This window comes from Streptomyces sp. NPDC005791 (genome assembly GCF_042871485.1).
In the GTDB taxonomy this organism is placed as follows: Bacteria; Actinomycetota; Actinomycetes; order Streptomycetales; family Streptomycetaceae; genus Streptomyces.
The window spans coordinates 61,745-82,869 of sequence record NZ_JBIAIP010000010.1 but is presented as its reverse complement, the minus strand read 5'-3'; the positions used below and the strand labels follow the sequence as shown (position 1 = coordinate 82,869).

The following is a 21,125-nucleotide window of genomic DNA, read 5'->3' as shown; positions in this document are numbered from 1 at the left end:
CCGTGGCGGGCGCACGACGACAGCTACGGCACCTCGTTACGTTGTCGGAACGCCCGAAGGCATCCAGTATGCGGACGTCCCTCCGCCGTGCGATGCACCGCATCTGACGCCGCGCGCTGATCCACCACGGATGACGGGACAGCCCTCAGCTGAGCCGGACGACGGAAGGTCAGATCGCTCGCTACAGGTCCTGAGCTGGCACTTTGATCATGCCTTGGTCAGGACTTTACTGTTTCTTGGTGCTTCATGTACTGTTCTTCGTGCGGAGGGGAGTACTCCCGATCGCGGCGTTCCCGTCAGTACGGACTGTGACCGGTCCCGGGGCGTCGGCCCGGCGCGCAGCCCGCGCGTCCGGGTGGAAGAGACCTCCGGCAGCGACGACGCTGATCTATAGCCGTAGCGAACTGCCGGAGGCGCAGTGGACGTTTCATGGACTCTCTGGCTGCTGACCATTCTTGGTCTGGTGGCCCTCATCGCGGTCGACTTCTTCATCGGGCGTAAGCCTCATGACGTGTCGACCAAGGAAGCAGGGATCTGGACCCTCGTCTGGATCGCACTAGCCGTTCTCTTCGGGCTCGGCCTGCTGGTCTTCGGCGAGAGCCAGGCCTCGGGCGAATTCTTCGCCGGCTTCATCACGGAGAAGTCGCTCAGTGTCGACAACCTCTTCGTCTTCATCCTGATCATGGCGAAGTTCTCGGTGCCCTCCCACCTGCAGCAGCGGGTGCTGCTCATCGGTGTGCTGATCGCCCTGGTGCTGCGTGCGATCTTCATCGCGGCCGGCGCCGCGGTCATCGCCAACTTCGCGTGGGTCTTCTACATCTTCGGCGCGTTCCTGATCTACACCGCCTGGAAGCTGATCCAGGAGGCGCGGGCAGGCGAGGACGAGGAGGAGTGGGAGGAGAACCGTCTCCTGAAGTCGATCGAGCACCGCTTCGGTGTCGCCGACAAGTACCACGGGACGAAGCTCTTCATCCGGAACAACGGCAAGCGCGTCATGACCCCCCTGATGGTGGTCATGCTCGCCATCGGCACCACCGATGTGCTCTTCGCGCTGGACTCGATTCCGGCGATCTTCGGCCTGACCCAGGACCCGTACATCGTCTTCACCGCGAACGCCTTCGCCCTGATGGGCCTGCGTCAGCTGTACTTCCTCATCGGCGGTCTGCTGAAGAAGCTGGTCCACCTCAGCTACGGGCTCTCGGTGATCCTCGGCTTCATCGGCGTCAAGCTGGTGCTGCACGCCCTGCACGAGTCCGGGGTGCACGTCCCGGAGATCTCCATCGGGTTCTCCCTCGCCGTCATCGGCGGTGTCCTGGTGATCACCACGATCACCAGCCTCATCGCCAACAAGAAGACGGCGGCCCTGGAGGCCGAGAAGAAGAGCGACAGCGAGAACGTCGGCGTGGAGAAGTAACGCCGCACGGACACACCGACGGCCGGGGCCCCGTGAGGGGCACCCGGCCGTCGGGCGTTCACCGGTTCACCAGCCGCGCTCGCGCCACTCCGGCAGGTGCGGCCGCTCGGCACCGAGCGTGGTGTCATGGCCGTGGCCCGGGTAGACCCACGTCTCGTCCGGCAGCCGGCCGAAGAGCTTGGTCTCCACGTCGTGGAGCAGGCTCGCGAACGCCTTCGGGTCCTTGTGCGTATTGCCCAGGCCGCCGGGGAAGAGGCAGTCCCCGGTGAACAGGTGAGGGGCCCCGTGCGGGTCGTCGTAGACCAGGGCGATGGATCCCGGAGTGTGGCCGGTCAGATGCCGGGCGGTCAGTGCGACCTGGCCCACCCGGACCGTGCCGCCGTCCTCGACGAGCTCATCGGTCGGGACCGGGATACCCTCGGCGTCGTACCTCCCGGCGTACGTCCGTGCCCCGGTGGCCGCCACGACCTCACCGAGCGCCTGCCAGTGGTCACCGTGCCGGTGCGTGGTGACGACGGACGCGATGCCGTCCTCGCCGATGAGCCGCAGCAGGGTCCCGGCCTCGTCGGCCGCGTCGATGAGGAGCTGCTCCCCGCTCGCCCGGCAGCGCAGCAGGTACGCGTTGTTGTTCATCGGGCCGACGGCGACCTTGGAGATCATCAGATCCGTCAGCTCGTGCACATCCGCAGCTCCGCCGACCTTGACCGTTCCGCTGTACGTCATGTGACGCAGCCTATAGCGGGGGCAGCGCGGGAAGGCTGCCGCCTTCGACGGTGAGCGCGGAGCCGTCACGGCGTCCGCACAGCCAGCCGAGGATGTCGGGGGCGGCGCCCCGGACGGTGACCGGAGCGCCCTCGGCCCCGCCGCCCGTGGTCCACAGCCGGCCGTCCGCGGTGACCGCCGTCGTGGGGACGACCCCGGGGTGCCCGGCGAACCGCTCGGCCAGGAAGTCGTTCTCGCGGATCACGAACTCCTCCGGCAGATCCTCCAGCTCGTATCCCACCCCCAGGTCCACGTGGTGCAGCTCGACCTCGACCCAGCGGCGGAAGGGAATCCGTGACGCCGAGTCCGTCACGCCGTTGCGCATCGTTACCGTGCGTGACCAGTCGGCCGGCGCCTCCGCCGCAGCCAGGAAGGCCGCTCCGCTGGCGCGCAGGTCGGCGAGCTGTTCGGCCACGGGCCGAGGCGCGTCCCGTTCGATGTCGGCGTCCCGGGTTTCGCTGTTCGCGTACATCGGGCGCCCCTGGAGAACATTTACGAGGGCGTCGGCGTTACGTGACAGGTGGGCGAGAACATGGCCGCGGCTCCAGCCCGGCAGGCGCGACGGCTCGGCAACGGCGCCGTCGTCCATCTTTCCCGTCGCTCCGAGCAGCCGATCGGTCGCTTCACGTACTGCTTCCAGGTCGCGCGCATGATCAGTCATGAGCCGAGCGTAGACCTCACCACTCGTTCGGGTGATGGAGTCTTCGGTCGTCCGTAAATCGAATGCGCGTGCTATACGCTCGGAGTCGACAAGCTTCGTACATCGCTGAAGCGCCCCCCATACCCTGGGACAGGGGCTCAGTTCCCCATTTCTCTCCAGAAAGGTGCGGACCGGCGTGGCCGACCGTCTCATCGTCCGTGGCGCGCGCGAGCACAACCTGAAGAACGTCTCGCTCGATCTCCCCCGTGACTCCCTCATCGTCTTCACCGGGCTCTCCGGATCGGGCAAGTCGTCGCTCGCGTTCGACACGATCTTCGCCGAGGGGCAGCGGCGCTACGTGGAGTCGCTCTCCTCGTACGCCCGGCAGTTCCTCGGTCAGATGGACAAGCCGGACGTGGACTTCATCGAAGGCCTCTCGCCCGCCGTCTCCATCGACCAGAAGTCGACCTCGCGCAACCCGCGCTCGACGGTCGGCACCATCACCGAGGTCTACGACTACCTCAGGCTGCTCTTCGCCCGGATCGGCAAGCCGCACTGTCCTGAGTGCGGCAGGCCCATCGCGCGCCAGTCGCCGCAGGCCATCGTCGACAAGGTGCTCGGTCTGCCCGAGGGCAGCCGCTTCCAGGTCCTGTCCCCGCTGGTGCGCGAACGCAAGGGCGAGTTCGTCGACCTGTTCGCCGATCTCCAGACCAAGGGGTACAGCAGGGCCCGCGTAGACGGCGAGACGATCCAGCTGTCCGAGCCGCCCAGGCTGAAGAAGCAGGAGAAGCACACCGTCGAGGTGGTCATCGACCGCCTCACGGTGAAGGAGAGCGCCAAGCGCCGGCTGACCGACTCCGTGGAGACGGCGCTCGGCCTCTCCGGAGGCATGGTGGTGCTCGACTTCGTCGACCTCGAGGCGGACGACCCCGAGCGTGAGCGGATGTACTCCGAGCACCTCTACTGTCCGTACGACGACCTCTCCTTCGAGGAGCTGGAGCCACGCTCCTTCTCCTTCAACTCCCCCTTCGGGGCCTGCCCCGACTGCACGGGCATCGGCACCCGGATGGAGGTCGACGCGGAGCTGATCGTCCCGGACGAGGACAAGTCCCTCGACGAGGGCGCGATCCATCCCTGGTCGCACGGCCACACCAAGGAGTACTTCGGCCGCCAGATCACGGCGCTGGCCGACGCTCTCGGATTCCGCACGGACATCCCCTGGGCCGGACTTCCGGCGCGTGCCAAGAAGGCGCTGCTCCACGGTCACAAGATCCAGACCGAGGTGCGCTACCGCAACAGGTACGGGCGTGAGCGCGCCTACACCACTCCCCGCTTCGAGGGAGCCGTCCAGTACGTCAAGCGGCGGCACTCCGAGGCGGAGAGCGACTCCAGCCGGGAGCGCTTCGAGGGCTACATGCGTGAGGTGGCCTGCCCGACCTGTGAGGGCACCCGGCTCAAGCCGCTGGTCCTCGCGGTGACGGTCATGGAGAAGTCCATCGCCGAGGTCGCCGCGATGTCGATCAGCGAGTGCGCCGAATTCCTTGGCAGACTCAAGCTGAACGCCCGCGACAAGAAGATCGCCGAGCGGGTCCTCAAGGAGGTCAACGAGCGGCTGAAGTTCCTCGTCGACGTCGGCCTGGACTACCTCTCGCTGAACCGGGGCGCGGGCACCCTGTCCGGCGGCGAGGCCCAGCGCATCCGGCTCGCCACCCAGATCGGCTCCGGGCTCGTCGGCGTGCTGTACGTGCTGGACGAGCCGTCCATCGGCCTGCACCAGCGCGACAACCACCGGCTGATCGAGACCTTGGTCCGGCTCCGGGACATGGGCAACACGCTCATCGTGGTCGAACACGACGAGGACACGATCAAGGTCGCCGACTGGGTCGTCGACATCGGCCCCGGAGCGGGGGAGCACGGCGGCAAGGTCGTCCACTCCGGCTCGCTCAAGGAGCTGCTGGCCAACAAGGAGTCGATCACCGGTCAGTACCTCTCGGGCCGGAGGGCGATCGAGATGCCGGACGTCCGGCGTCCGGTCGACCCGAAGCGCCGTCTCACGGTGCACGGCGCCCGGGAGAACAATCTCCAGGACATCGACGTCTCCTTCCCGCTCGGCGTGCTCACCGCCGTCACCGGTGTCTCCGGTTCGGGAAAGTCGACCCTGGTCAACGACATCCTCTACACCCACCTCGCACGCGAGCTCAACGGCGCCAAGTCGGTCCCCGGCCGGCACACCCGGGTCGACGGCGACGACCTCGTCGACAAGGTCGTCCACGTCGACCAGTCGCCGATCGGCCGTACCCCCCGGTCCAACCCGGCCACGTACACCGGAGTCTTCGACCACGTCCGCAGGCTGTTCGCCGAGACGATGGAGGCGAAGGTGCGCGGCTATCTGCCGGGCCGCTTCTCCTTCAACGTCAAGGGCGGCCGCTGCGAGAACTGCTCCGGCGACGGCACGATCAAGATCGAGATGAACTTCCTTCCCGACGTGTACGTCCCGTGCGAGGTCTGCCACGGTGCGCGCTACAACCGGGAGACGCTGGAGGTCCATTACAAGGGCAAGTCCATCGCCGAGGTGCTGGACATGCCGATCGAGGAGGGCCTGGAGTTCTTCGAGGCCGTGCCGACGATCGCCCGCCACCTGCGCACGCTCAACGAGGTGGGTCTCGGGTACGTCAGGCTCGGCCAGTCCGCGCCGACGCTCTCCGGTGGTGAGGCGCAGCGTGTGAAGCTGGCGAGCGAGCTGCAGAAGCGCTCCACCGGCCGCACGGTCTACGTGCTGGACGAGCCGACGACCGGTCTGCACTTCGAGGACATCAGCAAGCTCATCGCGGTGCTGTCGGACCTGGTCGACAAGGGCAACACGGTGATCGTCATCGAGCACAACCTCGATGTCATCAAGACCGCCGACTGGGTCGTCGACATGGGTCCCGAGGGAGGCAACGGCGGCGGTCTGGTCGTCGCCGAAGGCACCCCGGAGCACATCGCCTCGGTTCCTGCCAGCCACACCGGGAAGTTCCTCCAGGAGATCCTGGGTGCGGACCGGATCGGTGAGACCGCGATGCCCACGGCGCGCAAGCCCCGTAAGGCACCGGCGAAGAAGGCCGTCGCCGCGAGGGCCGCCCGCACGCGGAAGGCCTGACACCGACCGGCCGGGGCGGCGCTCCGCACAGGGGAGCCGCCCCGGCCGGGTCCGCACAGATCCGGAGAGCGCTCGTCCGCCGGGGCGCTCCCCGGGGCCGGTCGAAGGGCCGGTGTTCTCCGTCGGTATCGTCGGGTCTGTCGCCCATGCCATCAGATGTGGCCCGTGCCCGGAATCCGTGGCACCCGGTGCCCCGGACGGTGACGGCGGCTCTCTGTCCCCCCGACCTGTGGAGACCGCATGTCCGGCCTGCCCGCCGCCCGCCGTACCGTACTGAAGGGCGCCGCTCTCGCCGGTGCCGCCGGGCTGGGAGCGGCAGCCTGTTCGACCGAGTCGAAGCTCGGCCATGCGCAGACGCCCACGCCCACCGCACCCGTGGAGCTCGGTGCCGCGGACGAGGTCCCGGTCGGCGGGGCGAAGCTCTACCGGGAGCAGCGGGTCGTCGTGAGCTGCGCGGCCGCCGGTGAGTACAAGGCCTTCAGCGCGCAGTGCACCCACGCCGGCTGCCTGCTGGACAAGGTCGAGGGCAACGAGGGCAACTGCCCCTGCCACGGCAGCCGCTTCGACATGACCACGGGCAAGGCACTGCAGGGTCCCGCCACCGTGCCGCTGCCCTCCGTCCCGCTGAAGCTCGAGGGCGGAAAGCTCGTCGTGGGCCCCGGAGCCTGACCGGCGGGCCGGTCCGTCGCGGGAGCCCGTGGCCACGGAATCGCCGCCCTGTCACTGCCCGCCAGTAGGGTGTGAGACATGGCAGACCCCTCCAGCTACCGACCCAGGCCGGGACAGATCCCCGACTCCCCGGGGGTCTACAAGTTCCGCGACGAGCACCGGCGGGTGATCTACGTCGGTAAGGCGAAGAACCTGCGTCAGCGCCTGGCCAACTACTTCCAGGACCTGGCCGGTCTGCACCCGCGCACCCGCACGATGGTCACCACCGCCGCCTCCGTGGAATGGACCGTGGTCTCCACCGAGGTCGAGGCGCTGCAGCTGGAGTACTCCTGGATCAAGGAGTTCGACCCCAGGTTCAACGTCAAGTACCGCGACGACAAAAGCTACCCCTACCTCGCGGTCACGCTGAACGAGGAGTTCCCGCGCGTCCAGGTCATGCGCGGTGCCAAGAAGAAGGGCGTGCGCTACTTCGGCCCCTACGGCCATGCCTGGGCGATCCGCGAGACGGTCGACCTGATGCTTCGGGTCTTCCCCGTGCGTACCTGCTCAGCGGGTGTCTTCAAGAACGCCGAGCGGACCGGCCGGCCCTGCCTCCTCGGATACATCGGCAAGTGCTCCGCGCCGTGCGTAGGACGGGTCACCCCCGAGGAGCACCGGGATCTGGCCGAGGAGTTCTGCGACTTCATGGCAGGCCGCACCGGTACCTACATCCGCCGCCTCGAGAAGGACATGATGCAGGCGGCCGAGGAGATGGAGTACGAGCGGGCGGCCCGGCTGCGCGACGACGCGGGGGCGCTGAAGCGGGCCATGGAGAAGAGCGCCGTCGTCCTCGCCGACGCCACCGACGCCGACCTGATCGCCGTCGCCGAGGACGAACTCGAGGCGGCGGTGCAGATCTTCCACGTCCGGGGCGGCCGGGTGCGTGGCCAGCGGGGCTGGGTCACCGACAAGGTGGAGGCCGTCGACACGGCGGGCCTGGTGGAACACGCGCTCCAGCAGTTGTACGGGGAGGAGTCGGGCGACTCCGTCCCCAAGGAGGTGCTGGTCCCGGCGCTCCCGGAGGATCCGGACGCCGTGTCCCAGTGGCTCGCGGGCCGCAGGGGGTCCCAGGTCAGCCTGCGCATCCCGCAGCGCGGCGACAAGAAGGACCTGATGGGTACGGTCCAGCGCAACGCCCAGCAGGCGCTGGGGCTTCACAAGACCAAGCGCGCCTCCGACCTCACGACGCGCTCCCGCGCCCTGGAGGAGATCGCCGAGGCGCTCGGTCTCGACACCGCACCGCTGCGCGTCGAGTGCTTCGACATCTCGCACCTCCAAGGGGACGACGTCGTCGCCTCCATGGTGGTCTTCGAGGACGGACTCGCACGCAAAAGTGAATACCGTCGCTTCCAGATCAAGGGCTTCGAGGGCCAGGACGACGTCCGGTCGATGCACGAGGTCATCGGCCGTCGTTTCAAGCGCTACCTCCACGAGAAGGAGCGGACCGGGGAGTGGGAGGAGACCCCGGCGCTCACCGGCCCCGTCCCCGCGCCCGCGGAGCTCGCGGCACCCGGCGTTTCCGCGGGCGGACCCGCATCCGCCGAGCCCGCGTCCGCCGGGCCAGCCGCCCCGGACCCCGCGGCCCCTGACGCGCAGGACCCCGCTTCCGCCCGCGACGAGCCCCGCGAGGACGACGGCCGCCCCAAGCGCTTCGCCTACCCGCCGCAGCTCGTCGTCGTCGACGGAGGGCAGCCCCAGGTCGCCGCCGCCAAGCGCGCTCTGGACGAGCTGGGCATCGACGACATCGCCGTCTGTGGTCTCGCCAAGCGCCTCGAAGAGGTCTGGCTGCCCGACGACGACGACCCGGTGGTCCTGCCCCGCTCCAGCGAGGGCCTCTATCTCCTCCAGCGCATCCGGGACGAGGCCCACCGTTTCGCCATCACCTACCAGCGGGCCAAGCGGGCCAAGCGCATCCGCAGCAGCCCCCTGGACGACGTCCCGGGCCTCGGCGAGACCCGGAAGCAGGCGCTGATCAAGCATTTCGGTTCCGTCAAGAAGCTGAGGCAGGCGACAATCGAAGAGATCTGCGAGGTGCCGGGGATAGGGCGCAGGACCGCGGAATCGGTGGCTGTCGCCTTCGCCGCGGCCGCCCCGGCCGCACCCGCCGTGAACACCGCCACTGGAGAGATCATCGAAGAGGACGACGGGGGCAGCAGGACATGACCGAGCACGCGCAAGAACACCAGGACGACCGCGGCCGAGCAGACGGAGTAGCAGACGTGAGTACGGGAAGCACCCCGGAGAAGGCCGAGGCCGCCCAGCCCGCCATCCCCGAGCTGGTGATCATCTCCGGGATGTCGGGCGCCGGGCGCAGTACCGCCGCCAAGTGTCTGGAGGACCTCGGCTGGTTCGTCGTCGACAACCTTCCGCCCGCGCTGATCCCCACGATGGTGGAGCTCGGCGCCCGGTCCCAGGGCAACGTCGCCCGCATCGCCGTCGTCGTCGACGTGCGCGGCCGGCGCTTCTTCGACAACCTCCGGGAGTCCCTCGCGGACCTGGAGGCCAAGCTCGTCACCCGGCGGATCGTCTTCCTGGAGTCCTCCGACGACGCCCTCGTTCGCCGATTCGAATCGGTCCGCCGTCCGCACCCCCTCCAGGGCGACGGCCGTATCGTCGACGGCATCGAGGCCGAGCGCGACCTGCTGCGCGAGCTGCGGGGCGACGCCGACCTGGTCATCGACACCTCCAGCCTCAACGTGCACGAACTGCGGGCGAAGATGGACGCCCAGTTCGCCGGCGACGAAGAGCCGGAGCTGCGGGCGACGGTGATGTCGTTCGGCTTCAAGTACGGGCTGCCGGTCGACGCCGACCTCGTCGTCGACTGCCGCTTCCTGCCCAATCCGCACTGGGTCCCGGAGCTCCGTCCCTTCACCGGGCTCAACGAGGAGGTGTCCGACTACGTCTTCGACCAGCCGGGCGCCAAGGAGTTCCTCAACCAGTACACGGAGCTGTTGCAGCTCATCGCCGCCGGTTACCGCCGCGAGGGCAAGCGGTACGTGACCATCGCCGTCGGGTGCACGGGCGGCAAGCACCGCTCCGTCGCGATGTCGGAGAAGCTCGCCGCACGGCTGGCCACCGAAGGAATCGAAACCGTCCTCGTCCACCGGGACATGGGGCGCGAGTGACCAGTCGCAATCTGCGTATGCGGCGGTTGAGCAGGGCCACGGCCGCGCTCTCCGGCCGTAATCGCGGCACACCCAAGGTCGTCGCCCTCGGCGGCGGCATGGGCCTGTCGGCGTCGCTCACGGCGCTGCGCAGGATCACCGGCGACCTCACGGCCGTGGTGACCGTCGCCGACGACGGCGGTTCCAGCGGCCGGCTCCGTGAGGAACTCGGCGTCCTCCCGCCCGGCGACCTGCGCAAAGCGCTGGCCGCGCTGTGCGGCGACGACGAATGGGGCCGGACCTGGGCCCAGGTCATCCAGCATCGCTTCGAGTCCAAGGGTGACCTGCACGAGCACGCGGTGGGCAATCTGCTCATCGTCGCCCTCTGGGAACAGCTGGGCGACCACGTCCAGGCCCTCGACCTCGTCGGCAAGCTGCTCGGAGCGCACGGCAGGGTGCTGCCGATGTCCGCCGTGCCCCTGGAACTCCAGGCGCTCGTACGCGGGCACGACCCGGAGCGCCCCGAGGACACGGTCACCGTGCGCGGGCAGGCGACGGTGGCGCTCACCCCGGGGGAGGTGCAGTCGGTCCACGTCGTGCCGGCCGACCCGCCGGCGGTCCCCGAGGCGGTTGCCGCCGTCCTGGACGCCGATTGGGTGGTTCTGGGTCCGGGGTCCTGGTTTTCGTCCGTGATTCCGCATCTGCTGGTGCCGGAGCTGCTCGACGCACTGGTGACCACGAAGGCCCGTAAGGTCCTCTCGCTGAACCTCGCACCACAGCCCGGTGAAACAGAAGGGTTCTCACCGCAGCGTCATTTGGAGGTTTTGGGACGACACGCCCCTAAACTCGCCATGGACGTGGTGCTGGCCGACGAGGCCGCCGTGCCCGACCGCGAGTCCCTCGCCGACGCCGCACAGCGGCTCGGAGCCGCGGTCGAGCTGGCCCCCGTGGCCTCACCCGACGGCGTTCCGATTCATGATCCGGAGCTGTTGGCCGCCGCGTACGACCGTATTTTTCGGATGCATGGAAGGATCGGCCCATGGCGATGACGCCAGCGGTGAAGGACGAAATCTCTCGGCTTCCCGTGACCCGGACCTGCTGCAGAAAGGCAGAGGTCTCGGCGATTCTCCGGTTCGCGGGCGGGCTGCACCTGGTGGGCGGCCGGATCGTGATCGAGGCCGAGCTGGACACGGGGAGCGCGGCACGCAGGCTCAAGCGGGACATCCTGGAGATCTTCGGGCACAGCTCGGAGCTGATCGTGATGGCCCCCGGCGGACTGCGCCGCGGCTCGCGTTTCGTCGTGCGCGTGGTGGCGGGAGGCGACCAGCTGGCCCGTCAGACCGGCCTGGTGGACGGCCGTGGCCGTCCCATCCGCGGGCTCCCCCCGCAGGTGGTCTCGGGGGCCACCTGCGACGCGGAGGCCGCCTGGCGCGGAGCCTTCCTCGCACACGGTTCGCTCACCGAGCCGGGCCGCTCCTCCTCGCTGGAGGTGACCTGCCCCGGCCCCGAGGCCGCCCTCGCCCTGGTGGGCGCGGCCCGCAGACTCTCGATCGCCGCCAAGGCCCGCGAGGTGCGGGGAGTGGACAGGGTCGTCGTCCGTGACGGTGACGCCATCGGCGCCCTGCTGACCCGCCTGGGAGCCCATGACGCGGTGCTCGCCTGGGAAGAGCGCCGGATGCGGCGCGAGGTCCGGGCCACGGCCAACCGGCTCGCCAACTTCGACGACGCCAACCTCCGTCGCTCGGCCCGCGCCGCGGTCGCCGCGGGTGCCCGGGTGGGGCGCGCGCTGGAGATCCTGGGCGAGGAGGTCCCGGAGCACCTCGCGGCGGCAGGACGGCTGCGCATGGAGCACAAGCAGGCATCCCTGGAGGAGCTGGGAGCGCTTGCCGACCCGCCGCTGACCAAGGACGCGGTCGCGGGCCGGATCAGGCGTCTGCTGGCCATGGCCGACAAGCGGGCCCAGGACCTCGGTATCCCGGGCACGGAATCGACCCTGAGTGAGGAGCTGGCCGACGGCCTCGTGGGCTGAGAGCCGACTGGAGGTCACCCGGCCCGCCCCTGGGCGCGGCCGGGCGCCAGGAGGTGCGCGGACCGTTTTCCCGCCGGGCGGGGCCCATTCCGGAATGCGCCGCAGCGTCTTATCGGAATGGGCCGGGGCTGCCCGCCAGATTGATTGAGCGCCACCCTGCACGATTGAGCGGCGCGGGGGAGTTCCGCGGTTCCGTGTCGACGCGCCCCGAAATATGCACCCGGCACTTTTATCGATTGAGAGTCACTCCGCCCAATTGAGCGAGCGTCTCGCCGGGCGGTATTTCCCGGATACGGGCGGCGGGTCCGGCCGCGGGCCCCGGACCGGCGTCGGTGACCGACGGTGGTGACTGCCGGTGACGTCGCGTGAACCGGAGCGGGTCTCGGCCCGTATCCGCAAGGACCCCCGGGGTGGCCGCAGTTGACGCTCGGTGGTCATGCGGCGGACAGCGGTCGTCCGTACCTGCCCGTCCGGCCTCATTTCCTCATTTCTACTCGGGAGTAAGGGCATCTCTCTTCGCGGCGTCCCTCTCGATGTCACTCCGGAGCCCTCGGAGAGGTAGGGTCGGAGGCGGTCGGGGACATCCCTATAAAACTCGCCGGCATCGAAACCGGCGTTCCTAACGAGGAGATCGGTTCGTGACGATCCGCGTAGGCATCAACGGCTTTGGCCGCATCGGTCGTAACTACTTCCGCGCGCTGCTGGAGCAGGGTGCGGACATCGAGATCGTGGCTGTCAACGACCTGGGTGACACTGCGACCACGGCTCACCTGCTGAAGTACGACACCATTCTGGGTCGTCTCAAGGCAGAGGTCAGCCACACCGCCGACACCATCACCGTCGACGGTCACACCATCAAGGTGCTCTCCGAGCGCAACCCGGCCGACATCCCCTGGGGTGAGCTGGGTGTCGACATCGTCATCGAGTCGACCGGCATCTTCACCAAGAAGGCCGACGCCGAGAAGCACATCGCCGGTGGCGCCAAGAAGGTTCTCATCTCGGCTCCGGCCAAGGACGAGGACATCACCATCGTGATGGGCGTCAACCAGGACAAGTACGACGCGGCCAACCACCACGTCATCTCCAACGCCTCCTGCACCACCAACTGTGTGGCGCCGATGGCCAAGGTCCTCGACGAGAACTTCGGCATCGTCAAGGGCCTGATGACGACGGTCCACGCGTACACGAACGACCAGCGCATCCTGGACTTCCCGCACTCGGACCTGCGTCGCGCCCGCGCCGCCGCCGAGAACATCATCCCGACCACGACGGGCGCCGCGAAGGCGACCGCCCTGGTCCTCCCCCAGCTCAAGGGCAAGCTCGACGGCATCGCGATGCGTGTCCCGGTCCCGACCGGTTCCGCCACCGACCTCGTCGTGACCCTGCAGCGCGAGGTCACCAAGGACGAGGTCAACGCCGCCTTCAAGAAGGCCTCCGACGACGGCGACCTCAAGGGCTTCCTGACCTACACCGAGGACCCGATCGTCTCCTCGGACATCGTCGGCGACCCGTCGTCCTGCACCTTCGACTCCTCCCTGACCATGGTCCAGGAGGGCAACTCGGTGAAGATCCTCGGCTGGTACGACAACGAGTGGGGTTACTCCAACCGCCTCGTCGACCTGACCGTCTTCGTCGGCGGCCAGCTCTGATCCTAGGATCGGCAGGCATCCAGGTGTGATGTGAGGGGCTCGGACGGCGCGACGCGGCGCCGTTCGAGCCCCCTCGCATGCTCATCAGTCCTTCCAAGGAGTATGGGAACAGATGAAGACGATCGACGAACTTCTCGCCGAAGGGGTCGCGGGCAAGCGGGTATTCGTCCGCGCCGACCTCAACGTGCCGCTGGACGGCACCACGATCACCGACGACGGCCGCATCCGCGCCGTCCAGCCGACGGTCGCCGAGCTCGCCGCAGCCGGTGCGCGGGTCATCGTCGCCTCGCACCTCGGCCGCCCGAAGGGTGCCCCGGACCCGGCCTTCTCACTGGCCCCCGCCGCCGCGCGCCTCGGTGAACTGCTCGGTGTCGAGGTCGCCTTCGCGACCGACACCGTCGGCGAGTCCGCCCGTGCCACGGTCGCCGCACTCACCGACGGCCAGGTGGCCGTCATCGAGAACCTCCGCTTCAACGCCGGTGAGACGTCGAAGGACGACGCCGAGCGCGGTGCCTTCGCCGACCAGCTCGCCGAGCTCGCCGATGTGTACGTGGGCGACGGCTTCGGCGCCGTCCACCGCAAGCACGCCTCGGTCTTCGACCTCCCGGCCCGGCTGCCGCACGCCGCCGGCGGTCTGATCGCCACCGAGGTCGGCGTCCTGAAGAAGCTCACCGAGGACGTCGCACGCCCGTACGCCGTGGTCCTCGGCGGCGCCAAGGTCTCCGACAAGCTCGGCGTCATCGACCACCTGCTGGAGAAGGCCGACCGCATCCTGATCGGCGGCGGCATGGCGTACACCTTCCTCAAGGCCAAGGGCCACGAGGTGGGCATCTCGCTGCTCCAGGAGGACCAGGTCCCGGCCGTCCAGGGGTACCTCGAGCGGGCGGAGAAGCTCGGTGTGGAGTTCGTGCTCCCCGTCGACGTCCTCGTCGCGCGGGAGTTCCCGGACCTGAAGACCAAGGCCCCGGCCCATCCCACCACGGTCGCCGCCGACGCCATCCCGGCCGACCAGGAGGGCCTGGACATCGGGCCCGAGACCCGTGCGCTGTACGCGGCGAAGCTCGCCGACGCGGCCACCGTGTTCTGGAACGGCCCGATGGGCGTCTTCGAGCACCCCGACTACGCCGAGGGCACCAAGGCGGTCGCCCAGGCCCTCGTCGACTCCCAGGCCTTCAGCGTCGTCGGCGGCGGGGACTCCGCGGCCGCCGTCCGTATCCTGGGCTTCGACGAGAACGCATTCGGCCATATCTCGACCGGTGGCGGCGCCAGCCTCGAATACCTCGAGGGCAAGACGCTTCCCGGACTCGCCGCACTGGAGGACTGACCCTGATGAGCACCCGCACCCCGCTGATGGCGGGCAACTGGAAGATGAACCTCAACCACCTCGAGGCCATCGCACACGTCCAGAAGCTCTCCTTCGCCCTGGCCGACAAGGACTACGACGCGGTGGAGGTCGCCGTCCTGCCGCCCTTCACGGACCTGCGTTCCGTGCAGACCCTGGTCGACGGCGACAAGCTGAAGATCAAGTACGGCGCCCAGGACATCTCGGCCCAGGACTCCGGTGCGTACACCGGTGAGATCTCCGGCCCCATGCTCGCCAAGCTGAAGTGCACGTACGTGGCCGTCGGCCACAGCGAGCGCCGCCAGTACCACGGCGAGAACGACGACATCTGCAACGCCAAGGTGAAGGCCGCCTACAAGCACGGCCTGACCCCGATCCTCTGCGTCGGTGAGGGCCTGGACATCCGCAAGGCCGGTGACCAGGTCTCCTACACGCTCGCGCAGCTCGACGGAGCACTGAAGGACATCCCGGCCGAGCAGGCCGAATCCATCGTGATCGCCTACGAGCCGGTCTGGGCCATCGGGACCGGCGAGGTCGCCACCCCCGAGGACGCCCAGGAGGTCTGCGGCGCGATCCGTGGCCGGCTCGCCGAGCTGTACTCGCAGGAGCTGGCCGATGCCGTGCGCATCCAGTACGGCGGCTCGGTGAAGTCCGGCAACGTCGCGGCCATCATGGCGCAGCCCGATGTCGACGGTGCCCTGATCGGCGGCGCCGCGCTCGACGCCGACGAGTTCGTCAAGATCGTCCGCTTCCGCGACCAGTGAGTATGCGGTAGCGCGGATCCGTCGTACCCTTGCGGGGGCCGAGGGGGGTCTACCCCCCAGGCCCCCGCTGTTCGTACATGCAGTCCTAGGAATTCCGGAAAGTAGGGACCAGCCGTGATTTTGGCGTTCGAGATCGCCCTGATCGTCTTCAGCCTGCTGCTGATGCTGCTGGTGCTGATGCACAAGGGAAAGGGCGGTGGCCTTTCCGACATGTTCGGTGGCGGGATGCAGTCCTCCGTGGGTGGCTCCTCGGTCGCCGAGCGGAACCTCGACCGCATCACCGTCGTGGTCGGGCTGGCCTGGTTCGCGTGCATCGTCGTCCTCGCTCTGCTCATCAAGCTGGACAGCTGACCCGTCGTCGGCGATTCCCGGTGAGGGTGTAACTCCTTTCACTGGACGCGCGTTGGGCCTTACGTAGACTGGGGCATCTTCGAGCACCATCACGCAGGGAGTTACGACCGTGGCAAGTGGCAACGCGATCCGGGGAAGCCGGGTCGGAGCGGGGCCGATGGGGGAGGCCGAGCGAGGCGAGTCCGCGCCGCGCCTCCGCATCTCCTTCTGGTGCTCGAACGGGCACGAGACGCAGCCGAGCTTCGCCCATGACGCGCAGGTACCGGAGACCTGGGACTGCCCGCGCTGCGGCTTCCCGGCCGGACAGGACCGGGACAGCCCGCCGGCTCCGCCGCGTACCGAGCCCTACAAGACGCACCTGGCGTACGTGCGCGAGCGGCGCAGCGACGCGGACGGTGAGGCGATCCTCGCCGAAGCCCTCGCGAAGCTCCGCGGCGAGATCTAGAAGTCGTTGTTCACCGGCCGGCCACCCCCTGGGTGTCCGGCCGGAATCCGTAGGTCGCCCCCCAGCCCGCCGATGCCCCGCCGCACCCCCCGGATCAATTAGGTTGGAGGGGCAGCGGGGAAGGTTGCAGGTACAAGAAGAAGTGGGCGATTTCCGGGATGAACGCACAAAGCCGAACCAAGCTCAACCAGACGCCCGAGTGGGCGGCTCTTTGCAAGCACCGTGAGGAGTTCGGCGACACGCATCTGCGCCGGCTGTTCGCGGACGCGCCGGGCCGCGGGGCCGCGTACACCCTCAGGGTCGGCGACCTCCACATCGACTACTCCAAGCACCTGGTCACCGACGAGACGCTCCGTCTGCTGCGTGACCTCGCCGCCGCGACGGACGTCGCCGGGCTCCGGGACGCGATGTTCCGCGGCGAGAAGATCAACACCACCGAGGACCGCGCCGTCCTGCACACCGCGCTGCGCGCCCCGCGCGGCGCGGTGACCGAGGTCGACGGCGAGAACGTGGTGCCGGCGGTGCACGCCGTGCTCGACAGGATGGCCGGCTTCTCCGACCGGATCAGGGCCGGGGAGTGGACCGGCCACACCGGCAAGCCGGTCAAGAACATCGTGAACATCGGCATCGGCGGTTCCGACCTCGGACCGGCCATGGCCTACGAGGTGCTGCGTTCCTTCACGGACCGCTCGCTCACCGTGCGCTTCGTCTCGAACGTCGACGGTGCGGACCTCCACGAGGCCGTCCGTGACCTGGACCCGGCCGAGACGCTGTTCATCGTCGCGTCCAAGACCTTCACCACGATCGAGACCATCACCAACGCCACCTCCGCCCGCGACTGGCTGCTCACCGGGCTGAGGGCCGGTCAGGAGGCCGTCGCCAAGCACTTCGTGGCACTGTCGACCAACGCGGACAAGGTCACGGACTTCGGCATCGACACGGCCAACATGTTCGAGTTCTGGGACTGGGTCGGCGGTCGCTACTCCTTCGACTCGGCGATCGGCCTCTCGCTGATGATCGCCGTCGGACCGGACCGGTTCCGCGAGATGCTCGACGGCTTCCACCTCGTCGACGAGCACTTCCGCACCGCGCCCGCCGAGGAGAACGCTCCGCTGCTGCTGGGCCTGCTGGGCGTCTGGTACGGCCAGTTCTTCGACGCGCAGTCCCACGCGGTCCTGCCGTACAGCCATTACCTGTCCAAGTTCACCGCGTACTTGCAGCAGCTGGACATGGAGTCCAACGGCAAGTCCGTGGACCGCGACGGCGATCCGGTCGCGTGGCAGACCGGACCGGTCGTCTGGGGCACTCCCGGCACCAACGGGCAGCACGCCTACTACCAGCTGATCCACCAGGGCACGAAGGTGATCCCGGCCGACTTCATCGGCTTCGCGTCGCCGGTCCAGGACCTGCTGCCCGGGCTGATCGCCCAGCACGACCTGCTGATGGCAAACTTCTTCGCCCAGACCCAGGCTCTCGCGTTCGGCAAGACGCCGGACGAGGTACGGGCGGAAGGCGTCGCGGAGGAACTCGTGCCGCACAAGACCTTCCAGGGCAACCACCCGACGACGACGATCCTCGCCGACCGGCTCACCCCCTCGGTGCTCGGCCAGCTGATCGCGCTGTACGAGCACAAGGTCTTCGTCCAGGGCGCCGTCTGGAACATCGACTCCTTCGACCAGTGGGGCGTCGAGCTGGGCAAGGTCCTCGCCAAGAAGATCGAGCCGGTCCTGACGGAGGGCACGGGCGGCGACCAGCTGGACAGCTCCACCGCCGCGCTCGTCTCGACGTACCGCTCGCTGCGGGGCCGCTGAGCGATGACCACGGGGGAGGGGGCGGCACGGCTCAGGCCGCCGCGCAACGCACCGGCCCGCCGGGCCGTCGGCTGGTGGCGGGCCCAGTGGCTGCTGCTGACCGCGGCCCCGGTGGCGGTCCTCGGCATCCTGGGCGCGCTCATCGCGCCCGCCAGGTTCTGGCTGCTGATGCCCGCCGCGGTGCTCGGTGCCGTCGGCCTCCTGGGCGCCGTCCTCTTCCCCCTCTGGTGGTTCCGCACCCACCGCTGGGAGGTCACCGACGAGGCGGTCTATGTGAGCACCGGGGCCGTGCTGCGTCAGTGGCGCATCGCGCCGATGTCCCGCATCCAGACCGTTGACACCGTGCGGGGTCCGCTGGAACAGCTCTTCGGACTGGCCACGGTCACCGTCACCACCGCGTCGGCCAAGGGCGCCCTGCGGATCGAAGGGCTCACCCACGAGGCCGCCGCCGAGCTCGCCGAGCGGCTGACCCGGATCACCCAGGACACCCCCGGGGACGCCACATGAGCACGGCCGCCGACAGCGGACCCGACTGGCGGCGGCTCCATCCCCGTACGGTCCTGGTCACCGCGCTGGTCACGGCGGGAGTGGCCGTGGGCGCGGCCGTGCCGGTCACGGTCGCGCTGGCCGGCCGTCTCGGGTACGCGGCAGCCGTCGGCTGGGCGCTGGCGGGAGCCGCCCTGCTGATCGGCTGCGCCGCCGTCGGCGACCACGTACGGTGGCGACGCACCCGGTACCGGGTCGGCACCGAGCGCGTCGATCTGCACACCGGGCTCCTCCTGGTGAAGCGCCGCTCGCTGGCGCGGGAGCGGATCCGCAGTGTCGACCTCACCGCCCATCCGCTGCTGCGGATCCTCGGGCTGGTCACGGTCCGGATCGGCACCGGGGAGCACACGGGCGGCGACTCCACGCTGGAACTCGACCCGGTCGCCCGCGCCGAGGGCGAGCGGCTGCGCCGTGACCTCCTCGACCGTGCCGTCGTCGAGACGTCCGCAACGCACCGCGACGGTGAACTGGCCACGCTCGATCCCCGATGGATCCGCTACGCCCCCGTCTCCTTCGTGGCGCCCATGCTCGGTGGCGCCGCCGCCGGCGGTGTGATGCAGATCAGCGAATGGGTCGGGGCGCAGGCCGAGGTGATCCACTGGATCGCCGACCTCTTCCGGGACACCCCGCTGATCTGGATGATCGTCGTCCTGGTGGTGGCGGCCCTGGTCGCCGGCGTGGTCGGGGCTCTCGGGCTGTGGATCGAGAGTTGGTGGAACTACCGCCTGGAGCGCGAAGCGGGCGGCACCCTGCGGGTGCGGCGCGGACTGTTCACCTCGCGCTCCCTGTCCGTCGAGGAACGACGGCTGCGCGGGGTGGACCTCGTGGAACCCCTCGGTGTGCGGCTGGCGGGAGCCGCCCGGGTCGACGCGATCACCACCGGTCTGAGCAGGGACGAGGAGTCGCGGAGCGCCGACCACGACACCCTGCTGCCGGCCGTGCCCCGCGTACTGGCCGACAGCATCGCCGCGGACGTGCTGCGTGAGCCGGCCACCCCGACGGGCGCCCCACTCACGGCGCACCCACGGGCGGCCCTGGGGCGTCGGCTGCGCCGTGCCCTGGCGCTGGCCCTGGCGCCCGTGCTGGTACAGGTCCTCCTGGGCGCCCTGCTGACGCCCGTGCTGCTGTGGACCGCGCTCGGCAGCGCGGTGGTGTCGGTGCCCTGCGCCGTGCTCCTGTCCGTCGACGCGTACCGCTCACTGGGGCACACACTCAGCGGCGGCTATCTGGTGACCCGCTCCGGCACGTTCCGGCGCTCCACCGCGGCCCTTCAGCGGTCCGGGGTCATCGGCTGGACGGTGAAGCAGTCCTTCTTCCAGCGCCGGGCCGGGCTGGTGAGCGTCACGGCCACGACGGCCGCCGGAGGCGGCGCCTACACGGCGCACGACACCGACGCGTCCGAGGGCCTCGTCTTCGCCGCCGACGCCGTCCCGGGGCTTCTGGAGCCCTTCCTGGAGCGCACCGGACATCCTGGTCGGTGACGCGCGGCACAGGAGGCCTTCTGTGCAACAGGGCCGGGGTCGGCGACGATACCGATCATGAATCCCACCAGCCGTCGTACGGTCCTCACCGCCCTCGCCACCGCCGCCGTCAGTGGCCCGCTGCTCGGCACCGTCACCGCGAGCCCCGCCCTCGCCACCGGTGATCTGGACCTCTACACCTCCAACACGGACCTCTACACGAAGCTCGCCGGTCAGGAGGGCGTCGAGTTCGCCCGCCGCTACCGGAGACACGAGTACGCCGACCACTCGCTCGCCCAGAGGTACCCGTACAACCGGACCACCGTCATGGCCATGCACGGCGGTGGTATCGAGACCGGCACCTCCGAGCTCTGCCTTGCCATAGCCGGCTACCACCCGGCGACACTCGCCCCCCTGGAGGACGGCCACGGGGCGTTCGACTACTGGATGTTCGAGGGTCTGCGCTCCTCGGGCAACCGCGACCTGCACGTCACCGCCAAGAACTGCGACGACCACGTCGCCCTCTCCATGTCGGCGAGCAGTCTCAACGTCCTCAGCCTGCACGGCTGTACGGCGGCGCAGGCGGGTACCGTCCCGCAGGCCGTGGTCGTCGGGGGACTGAACACCCGCTTCAAGACCCTGCTCAAGGCCGAGTTCGACGCCGTCGGCATCGTCTGGCGGGACGGCGACGAGGTGCCCGACCTGGCCGGGGTGAACACCGACAACCCGTGCAACCGCACCATGCTCGCCAAGGGCGGTCAGCTGGAGCTCACCACGGAGCTGCGCGCCGCCATGTTCACGGTCAACACCCGTGCGGGCCGGGCCGGCAGCACGACCGAGGTCTTCGACCGCTTCGTCGGCGCCTGCCGGGCCGCGATCACGAAGCTGGAGCAGGGGCCGGACCAGATCGTCCTCTGATCCCGGGCGGGGACCTCATGCACGGGGGACGCCGGGAAAAGGC

The 21,125-nt window shown here is 69.3% G+C and carries 18 protein-coding genes; 16 read left to right on the top strand and 2 right to left on the bottom strand.

All coding sequences use genetic code 11. The features are described 5' to 3' along the window. Positions 1-418: 418 nt before the first annotated feature. Positions 419-1,414 (top strand): TerC family protein, encoded by a 996-nt coding sequence (locus ACFYSH_RS20620; protein ID WP_388754294.1) that lies wholly within the window; start codon positions 419-421, stop codon positions 1,412-1,414. Between the two features lie 66 nt (positions 1,415-1,480). Here the strand turns inward: ACFYSH_RS20620 and ACFYSH_RS20615 are convergent, their stop codons facing one another. Both ACFYSH_RS20615 and ACFYSH_RS20610 read right to left on the bottom strand, forming a co-directional pair. After that, the gene (locus tag ACFYSH_RS20615; protein ID WP_388754291.1) at positions 1,481-2,137 is read right to left on the bottom strand and encodes an MBL fold metallo-hydrolase; all 657 of its coding nucleotides are present in this window, start codon (positions 2,135-2,137) and stop codon (positions 1,481-1,483) included. Positions 2,138-2,147: 10 nt separating this feature from the next. Next, positions 2,148-2,837 carry a maleylpyruvate isomerase family mycothiol-dependent enzyme gene (locus tag ACFYSH_RS20610; protein WP_359466199.1) on the bottom strand — a complete coding sequence of 230 codons (690 nt, stop codon included), beginning with the start codon at positions 2,835-2,837 and terminating at the stop codon, positions 2,148-2,150. A gap of 175 nt (positions 2,838-3,012) precedes the next feature. Here ACFYSH_RS20610 and uvrA point away from each other — a divergent pair, with 175 nt between their 5' ends. The 15 genes from uvrA (at position 3,013) to ACFYSH_RS20535 (ending at position 21,082) form a co-directional block, all read left to right on the top strand. Then, on the top strand, positions 3,013-5,955 hold the full coding sequence (uvrA, locus tag ACFYSH_RS20605; protein WP_388754288.1) for an excinuclease ABC subunit UvrA: 2,943 nt from the start codon (positions 3,013-3,015) through the stop codon (positions 5,953-5,955). Positions 5,956-6,195: 240 nt separating this feature from the next. Then, the gene (locus tag ACFYSH_RS20600; protein WP_359466196.1) at positions 6,196-6,624 is read left to right on the top strand and encodes a Rieske (2Fe-2S) protein; all 429 of its coding nucleotides are present in this window, start codon (positions 6,196-6,198) and stop codon (positions 6,622-6,624) included. A gap of 78 nt (positions 6,625-6,702) precedes the next feature. Then, positions 6,703-8,826, top strand: coding sequence for an excinuclease ABC subunit UvrC (uvrC, locus tag ACFYSH_RS20595; protein WP_359466194.1), 2,124 nt, complete (start codon positions 6,703-6,705; stop codon positions 8,824-8,826). Continuing rightward, a complete protein-coding gene (gene rapZ, locus ACFYSH_RS20590; RefSeq protein ID WP_359466193.1) occupies positions 8,823-9,788 on the top strand; it encodes an RNase adapter RapZ in 966 nt (321 codons plus the stop codon). The genes uvrC and rapZ overlap by 4 nt, the downstream gene beginning before the upstream one ends. Beyond that, complete coding sequence (gene yvcK, locus ACFYSH_RS20585; protein WP_359466191.1) at positions 9,785-10,816, top strand: uridine diphosphate-N-acetylglucosamine-binding protein YvcK; 1,032 nt, start codon at positions 9,785-9,787, stop codon at positions 10,814-10,816. The genes rapZ and yvcK overlap by 4 nt, the downstream gene beginning before the upstream one ends. Next, positions 10,807-11,796, top strand: a complete 990-nt coding sequence (gene whiA / locus ACFYSH_RS20580; protein WP_388754284.1) for a DNA-binding protein WhiA — start codon at positions 10,807-10,809, stop codon at positions 11,794-11,796. The genes yvcK and whiA overlap by 10 nt, the downstream gene beginning before the upstream one ends. A 638-nt stretch (positions 11,797-12,434) precedes the next feature. Then, a complete protein-coding gene (gene gap, locus ACFYSH_RS20575) occupies positions 12,435-13,445 on the top strand; it encodes a type I glyceraldehyde-3-phosphate dehydrogenase (protein ID WP_033303126.1) in 1,011 nt (336 codons plus the stop codon). A gap of 112 nt (positions 13,446-13,557) precedes the next feature. Further along, entirely contained in the window at positions 13,558-14,769 is a 1,212-nt protein-coding gene (locus ACFYSH_RS20570) for a phosphoglycerate kinase (protein ID WP_388754280.1), read from the top strand. A gap of 5 nt (positions 14,770-14,774) precedes the next feature. Next, positions 14,775-15,551, top strand: coding sequence for a triose-phosphate isomerase (gene tpiA, locus ACFYSH_RS20565; RefSeq protein ID WP_359466187.1), 777 nt, complete (start codon positions 14,775-14,777; stop codon positions 15,549-15,551). Between the two features lie 114 nt (positions 15,552-15,665). After that, entirely contained in the window at positions 15,666-15,902 is a 237-nt protein-coding gene (gene secG, locus ACFYSH_RS20560; protein ID WP_359466186.1) for a preprotein translocase subunit SecG, read from the top strand. A gap of 109 nt (positions 15,903-16,011) precedes the next feature. Beyond that, entirely contained in the window at positions 16,012-16,347 is a 336-nt protein-coding gene (locus tag ACFYSH_RS20555; RefSeq protein WP_078598194.1) for an RNA polymerase-binding protein RbpA, read from the top strand. 158 nt (positions 16,348-16,505) lie between these two features. Then, positions 16,506-18,158, top strand: a complete 1,653-nt coding sequence (gene pgi / locus ACFYSH_RS20550; protein WP_388754276.1) for a glucose-6-phosphate isomerase — start codon at positions 16,506-16,508, stop codon at positions 18,156-18,158. 3 nt (positions 18,159-18,161) lie between these two features. Beyond that, entirely contained in the window at positions 18,162-18,665 is a 504-nt protein-coding gene (locus ACFYSH_RS20545) for a PH domain-containing protein (RefSeq protein ID WP_359474887.1), read from the top strand. Then, complete coding sequence (locus tag ACFYSH_RS20540; RefSeq protein WP_388754273.1) at positions 18,662-20,185, top strand: PH domain-containing protein; 1,524 nt, start codon at positions 18,662-18,664, stop codon at positions 20,183-20,185. The genes ACFYSH_RS20545 and ACFYSH_RS20540 overlap by 4 nt, the downstream gene beginning before the upstream one ends. Before the next feature lie 57 nt (positions 20,186-20,242). Beyond that, positions 20,243-21,082 (top strand): poly-gamma-glutamate hydrolase family protein, encoded by an 840-nt coding sequence (locus tag ACFYSH_RS20535; protein WP_388754270.1) that lies wholly within the window; start codon positions 20,243-20,245, stop codon positions 21,080-21,082. Positions 21,083-21,125 lie beyond the last annotated feature (43 nt).

Bases quoted from the DNA above. Each gene is read 5' to 3' on its own strand.
- whiA (WP_388754284.1), top strand. From the start codon at position 10,807: ATGGCGATGACGCCAGCGGTGAAGGACGAAATCTCTCGGCTTCCCGTG.
- pgi (WP_388754276.1), top strand. From the start codon at position 16,506: ATGAACGCACAAAGCCGAACCAAGCTCAACCAGACGCCCGAGTGGGCG.
- rapZ (WP_359466193.1), top strand. From the start codon at position 8,823: ATGACCGAGCACGCGCAAGAACACCAGGACGACCGCGGCCGAGCAGAC.
- tpiA (WP_359466187.1), top strand. From the start codon at position 14,775: ATGAGCACCCGCACCCCGCTGATGGCGGGCAACTGGAAGATGAACCTC.
- ACFYSH_RS20545 (WP_359474887.1), top strand. From the start codon at position 18,162: ATGACCACGGGGGAGGGGGCGGCACGGCTCAGGCCGCCGCGCAACGCA.
- ACFYSH_RS20570 (WP_388754280.1), top strand. From the start codon at position 13,558: ATGAAGACGATCGACGAACTTCTCGCCGAAGGGGTCGCGGGCAAGCGG.
- ACFYSH_RS20540 (WP_388754273.1), top strand. From the start codon at position 18,662: ATGAGCACGGCCGCCGACAGCGGACCCGACTGGCGGCGGCTCCATCCC.
- ACFYSH_RS20535 (WP_388754270.1), top strand. From the start codon at position 20,243: ATGAATCCCACCAGCCGTCGTACGGTCCTCACCGCCCTCGCCACCGCC.
- ACFYSH_RS20600 (WP_359466196.1), top strand. From the start codon at position 6,196: ATGTCCGGCCTGCCCGCCGCCCGCCGTACCGTACTGAAGGGCGCCGCT.
- ACFYSH_RS20610 (WP_359466199.1), bottom strand. From the start codon at position 2,837: ATGACTGATCATGCGCGCGACCTGGAAGCAGTACGTGAAGCGACCGAT.
- ACFYSH_RS20615 (WP_388754291.1), bottom strand. From the start codon at position 2,137: ATGACGTACAGCGGAACGGTCAAGGTCGGCGGAGCTGCGGATGTGCAC.
- uvrC (WP_359466194.1), top strand. From the start codon at position 6,703: ATGGCAGACCCCTCCAGCTACCGACCCAGGCCGGGACAGATCCCCGAC.